At 64.2% G+C, this 4,471-nt stretch carries 4 protein-coding genes and 1 pseudogene; 2 read left to right on the top strand and 3 right to left on the bottom strand.

All coding sequences use genetic code 11. From position 1 onward, the window contains the following. Positions 1 to 394: pseudogene (locus tag EOA75_RS35325) on the bottom strand (hypothetical protein); the annotation flags it as partial. On the opposite strand from EOA75_RS35325, the gene EOA75_RS29345 reads away from it, so the two are divergent. Together EOA75_RS29345 and EOA75_RS29340 are read left to right on the top strand one after the other, a co-directional pair. After that, entirely contained in the window at positions 393 to 1,754 is a 1,362-nt protein-coding gene (locus EOA75_RS29345) for a cytochrome ubiquinol oxidase subunit I (RefSeq protein WP_127325792.1), read from the top strand. The pseudogene EOA75_RS35325 and the gene EOA75_RS29345 sit on opposite strands and share 2 nt — an antisense overlap. Positions 1,755 to 1,941: 187 nt before the next feature. Next, positions 1,942 to 2,946 carry a cytochrome d ubiquinol oxidase subunit II gene (locus EOA75_RS29340; RefSeq protein WP_127325791.1) on the top strand — a complete coding sequence of 335 codons (1,005 nt, stop codon included), beginning with the start codon at positions 1,942 to 1,944 and terminating at the stop codon, positions 2,944 to 2,946. A 194-nt stretch (positions 2,947 to 3,140) separates the two neighbouring features. Here EOA75_RS29340 and msrA read toward each other — a convergent pair whose 3' ends face one another. Next, positions 3,141 to 3,869 carry a peptide-methionine (S)-S-oxide reductase MsrA gene (gene msrA / locus EOA75_RS29335; protein WP_095827333.1) on the bottom strand — a complete coding sequence of 243 codons (729 nt, stop codon included), beginning with the start codon at positions 3,867 to 3,869 and terminating at the stop codon, positions 3,141 to 3,143. Between the two features lie 120 nt (positions 3,870 to 3,989). Further along, positions 3,990 to 4,277, bottom strand: coding sequence for a hypothetical protein (locus EOA75_RS29330; RefSeq protein ID WP_127247441.1), 288 nt, complete (start codon positions 4,275 to 4,277; stop codon positions 3,990 to 3,992). Between the last annotated feature and the right edge of the window lie 194 nt (positions 4,278 to 4,471).

The raw sequence follows: 4,471 nt of genomic DNA, 5'->3' as shown, positions 1-4,471 counted from the left end.
TGCCGGCGCCGTTTGGCCCGAGCAGCGCGAAGATCTCGCCGCGCTCGATGTCGAGGTTGATTTCCTTCAGCGCCTTGAAACCGGTGGCATAGGTTTTCGTGACGCCGGAGATGGAGATGATGGATGACATGCTGAAATATGGCCGGCTGGAAAACGTGACCTGATATAGGTCGGATGTCGTTTTATGCAAACCGGCAATCGACCGTGCTCCTGACAGTTCTCGACAGTCGCCGCCATTCGCGACGTCGAACGGCGCCGGCAAGCTGTCACGCGATGCGTGTGTCCATGACCGCCCGACGCTGCGACAACGCGCCTCGCGTGACGCCGCGCCGCTTTGACCGATGCGTGTTCGAAGCCTATCCTTCAAGCCTGAATTGCAGCCGGAGCCCAGCATGGACCCGCTCATCCTGTCGCGCATCCAGTTCGGCGCGAATATCTCGTTCCATATTCTGTTTCCGGCGATCACCATTGCACTTGGCTGGGTGCTTCTCTTCTTCAAGCTCCGCTACAACGCGACCGGCGACTCGGCCTGGATGCGCGCGTATTTCACCTGGGTGAAGGTGTTCGCGCTGTCCTTCGCCATGGGCGTGGTTTCGGGCGTCACCATGAGCTTCCAGTTCGGCACCAACTGGCCGGGCTATATGGAAACGGTCGGCAACATCGCCGGGCCGCTGCTTGCCTATGAGGTGCTGACCGCCTTCTTTCTCGAGGCGGCCTTCCTCGGCATCATGCTGTTCGGCTTCCGCCGCGTCTCCAACCGCATCCACACGCTGGCGACCGTGCTGGTCGCGGGCGGCACCACGGTTTCCGCCTTCTGGATCATCGCGCTGAACTCCTGGATGCAGACGCCGGCCGGCTTCGAGATGATCGACGGCAAGGCGCATGCCCTCGACTGGTGGGCGGTCATCTTCAATCCGTCCATGCCCTACCGGCTGGTCCACATGCTGCTCGCCTCCGGGCTCACGGTCTCCTTCCTGATCGCCGGCTGCTCGGCGCTGCGCTACCTTTATGGCGACCGCTCGGAATCGATGTGGAAGGCGCTGCGCACCGGCGTCTTCGCCGCCGCCATCCTGATTCCGATCCAGATCTTTGCCGGCGACCAGCACGGCTTGAACACGCTCGAGCACCAGCCGCAGAAAATCGCCGCCATGGAAGCGAACTGGAACACCGGCGCCCACGTGCCGCTGGTGCTGTTCGCGCTGCCCGACGAGGCGGCCAAGGAAAACAGGTTTGAGCTCGCCATTCCCGACGGCGCCAGCCTGATCCTGCGCCACAGCACAAGCGGCGTCGTACCCGGCCTCAACGACTATCCGGGCAACCACCCGCCGGTCTTCCCGGTGTTCTGGGGTTTCCGCGTCATGGTCGGCACCGGCATCCTGATGCTCATCGTCTCCTGGTCGGCAGCCTTCTTCCTCAAGCGTCGCCGCAGCCTGCCTAAGCCGCTGGCCCTGATCATGGTGCCGATGGCGCTCTCCGGCTGGCTGGCGACGCTGGCCGGCTGGTACACGACCGAGATCGGCCGCCAGCCCTGGCTGGTCACCGGGATATTGAAGACGGCCGATGCCGTCGGCCCGGTCGCCGGCAGCCATGTCGCGCTGACCCTGGCCGTCTATCTCATCCTCTATGTGCTGCTCTTGATCGCCTATCTCGGCGTGCTGGTGCATCTCGCGCTGAAGGCGGCCAAAGAAGGCGACACCTCGCCGTTGCCCGGCGTCATGAACGCCGCGATGTCGCAGCCGGCCGCCGGAGAGTGAACATGCAGGAGCAAGACAAGCGGTACGGTCGGTTCGATGCGGGCCTTTCTTCTGAGGTCGGCGCTGCCCCTGGCGTTGCAGCCGGCGGGGCGATGAGGGGCAGCGCCAACCTTCGCAATCGATCTGAGACAATTGCTTCAAACAGTATGGCCGTCTGTCGGACCAATCTCGGTTGGAGGAAAGAAAGATGACCTTCGACTGGCCCACCGCGCTTCCGCTGATCTTCGCCGGCCTGATGGGCCTCGCCATCCTGATCTACGTCATTCTCGACGGTTTCGATCTCGGCATCGGCATCCTGTTCGCAGGCGCCGAAGATGCCGAGCAGGACACGATGATCGCCGCGATCGGCCCGTTCTGGGACGCCAACGAGACCTGGCTGGTGCTGGCGGTCGGGCTCTTGCTGGTCGCCTTCCCGATGGCGCACGGCACCATCCTCACCGCGCTCTATATCCCGGTGTTCCTGCTGTTGGTCGGCTTGATCCTGCGCGGCGTTGCCTTCGATTTCCGCGCCAAGGTGCCGGCCGGCAAGAAGCACCGCTGGAACCGCATCTTCTTTCTCGGCTCCACCATGGCCTCGCTGGCGCAGGGCTATATGCTCGGCGTCTATGTGCTCGGCCTCGATGTCGGCATTGGCGGCATGGCCTTCGGCGCGCTGGTCGCGCTCTGCCTGTCGGCGGCCTACGCCGCCATGGGCTCGGCCTGGCTGATCTACAAGACCGAGGGCGATCTGCAACGAAAGGCGGTGCGCTGGCTGCGCGTCACGCTGGTGCTGACGGCGCTCGGCATGGTCGCGGTCTCTTTGGCGACGCCCTTCGCCAGCCCGCGCATCTTCGACAGATGGTTCCTCTGGCCGGAGATCCTCTATCTGTCGCCGCTGCCGATCGTATCGGCGCTCCTGTACCTGTGGCTGTGGCGGCAGACGTTTCATCTGCCCAAGCTCGACGACCGGCATGCGCTGCGGCCGTTCCTGACCCTGGCCGCCATCTTCGCGCTCGGTTTCGCCGGGCTCGCCTGGTCGTTCTATCCCTATGTCGTGCCCGACAAGCTGACGATCTGGCAGGCCGCCTCGGCGCCGGAGAGCCTGGCCTTTATCCTGGTCGGCACCGTCGTCGTGCTGCCGATCATTATTTTCTATTCGTTCTACGCCTATCGCGTGTTCGGCGGCAAGGCGACGGATCTGACCTACGATTGAGGAGAGGCGTTGGTGACGGCGTCTTTCTCCCCGTCACCATACGGGGAGAAATGCCCGGCAGGGCAATGAGGGGCAGCGCAAACCTGTCAAGCAGAGCGGCGGCCCGTTCCTGCAAATGCCGGCGCCGCCCCTCATCCGCCTGCCGGCACCTTCTCCCCGTATAGTGACGGGGAGAAGGCCTAAGATGGTCATCCTCAGCTTTTGCTACTTGCCAGCACCAGCACCGGCTTCTCGCTGTAGAGCGCGGGAAACAGCGCTTTCAAATTCTCGATCTTCGGCAGGTCGTTGTAGACGATATAAGGGTAGGTCGGGTTCAGCGTCAGGAAATCCTGATGGTAATCCTCGGCCGGATAGAAGGTCTTGCCGGTCTCCAGCGTCGTCACGATCGGCTTCGAAAACACCTTGGCCTTGTCGAGCTGGGCGATGTAGCTCTCGGCGATCTTCTTCTGCTCGTCGTTCTCGGCAAAGATGGTCGAGCGGTACTGCGTGCCCTGGTCCGGCCCCTGGTAGTTGAGCTGCGTCGGATTGTGCGCGACCGAGAAATAGACCTGCAGCAATTGGCCATAGGTGACCTTCGACGGATCGTAGGTGATCTCGACCGATTCCGCGTGGCCGGTGCGGCCGGTGCCGACGACCTCGTAGACGGCGTTCTCGGCGCTGCCGCCAGCGTAGCCGGAGACGGCCTTGCTGACGCCCTTGACGTGTTGGAACACGCCCTGCACGCCCCAGAAGCAGCCGCCGGCGAAGATCGCTTTCTCCGTGCCGCTGGCGGCCTTTTCATCCATGGCCGGCGGCGGGATCACCACCGCGTCCTCGGCCGAACGCGCCGGCGTCTGCCAGAAGGCGGCCGCGGCCGCCGTCAGCACCAGCGCTGCAAGCGGGGCCAGCGAGCGCCGCGCCGCCTTTTTATCGATGCCGTTCATGTCGGATCTCCTTGTTCGTTGTTCCACTATATACGAAGCAAGCCGTCCCAGGTTTCTCACTTTGCCGTGCGGCGGCTTCTGGCCGGCGGCGATTGTTGCCAAGAGGCCTGGGCCGCTGACTTATTGCGCCGGCGCCATCGCGTCGGCAGGCTTCATCGCATCCGCGGGCTTCATGGCATCCGTGGCGGGTTTCATCGCCTGGGACGCCATTGCATCGGGCTTCATTTTATCTGCGGGCTTCATCTCGCCGGTCGGCATCATAGCATCGGTCGCCGGCTTCATGGCTTCGGTCGCCATCGCATTGGCTGGCTTCATCGCGTCGGTCGTGTCGTCGGCGCGGGCGCCGGCAACGAACGCGGCAGCGGCAAGCGCGAAAGCCAGCGCCGGCAGCGTGAGGAATCTGGTCATGCTAGTTCTCCTTTGGTTGCGGCGCGCGGATGCGGGCCCGATGGTGCGCTGCCGCCTGCCGCGGCCCCGCCCGAAAAGAAAAGTCAGTTTGCCGCGGCGGCCAGGATCGGCCCGCCGTCCGGCGTCTGCACCAGCACTGCCGTGCTCAAGCCCCCGGGTGCCGTAGGCAGCGGCAGCGTCGTCGCCTCGCCGTT

This window comes from Mesorhizobium sp. M1A.F.Ca.IN.022.07.1.1 (assembly GCF_003997575.1).
In the GTDB taxonomy this organism is placed as follows: Bacteria; Pseudomonadota; Alphaproteobacteria; order Rhizobiales; family Rhizobiaceae; genus Mesorhizobium.
The sequence above is the reverse complement of the archived record's forward strand: the minus strand, read 5'-3'. Positions and strand labels throughout refer to the sequence as shown.

Coding starts and splice junctions, on each gene's coding strand:
- EOA75_RS29330 (WP_127247441.1), bottom strand. CDS start 4,277: ATGACCAGATTCCTCACGCTGCCGGCGCTGGCTTTCGCGCTTGCCGCT.
- msrA (WP_095827333.1), bottom strand. CDS start 3,869: ATGAACGGCATCGATAAAAAGGCGGCGCGGCGCTCGCTGGCCCCGCTT.
- EOA75_RS29340 (WP_127325791.1), top strand. CDS start 1,942: ATGACCTTCGACTGGCCCACCGCGCTTCCGCTGATCTTCGCCGGCCTG.
- EOA75_RS29345 (WP_127325792.1), top strand. CDS start 393: ATGGACCCGCTCATCCTGTCGCGCATCCAGTTCGGCGCGAATATCTCG.